This is a genomic window from Opacimonas viscosa (assembly GCF_024199005.1).
Taxonomy (GTDB): domain Bacteria; phylum Pseudomonadota; class Gammaproteobacteria; order Enterobacterales; family Alteromonadaceae; genus Opacimonas; species Opacimonas viscosa.
This window is the reverse complement of sequence record NZ_JANATA010000286.1, coordinates 1-243: the sequence shown is the minus strand read 5'-3', so window position 1 is coordinate 243 and position 243 is coordinate 1. Positions and strand designations below refer to the sequence as shown.

Annotated in this window: 1 protein-coding gene; it reads right to left on the bottom strand. The window is 44.9% G+C overall.

Going from position 1 to position 243, the window contains the following annotated elements; all coding sequences use genetic code 11:
• Positions 1–243: DUF3016 domain-containing protein (locus NLF92_RS13625; protein WP_254102805.1), on the bottom strand; the 243-nt coding region annotated here is incomplete at both ends.

Sequence of the window (243 nt, the reverse complement as noted above, 5' to 3'; positions counted from 1 at the left end):
AAGCATCGCTTTTTCATAAGAAAGCGATTCCGTGCGATTGCGACGAATATTCGACTCCATAAAATCCATATCTTTAAGTTTCACATCTTCACCACTTAAAATGACCTGACCGTCGGCATTAGCCAACGAGTAGCTAAATGTCATTCTAGGAATATCAACGCGCTTAATGATACGGACGTCGCTACCGGCGCCGTTACCGAAACCGACAAACTGGCTTGGCCAAACTTGGCCAGCTAAATCAAC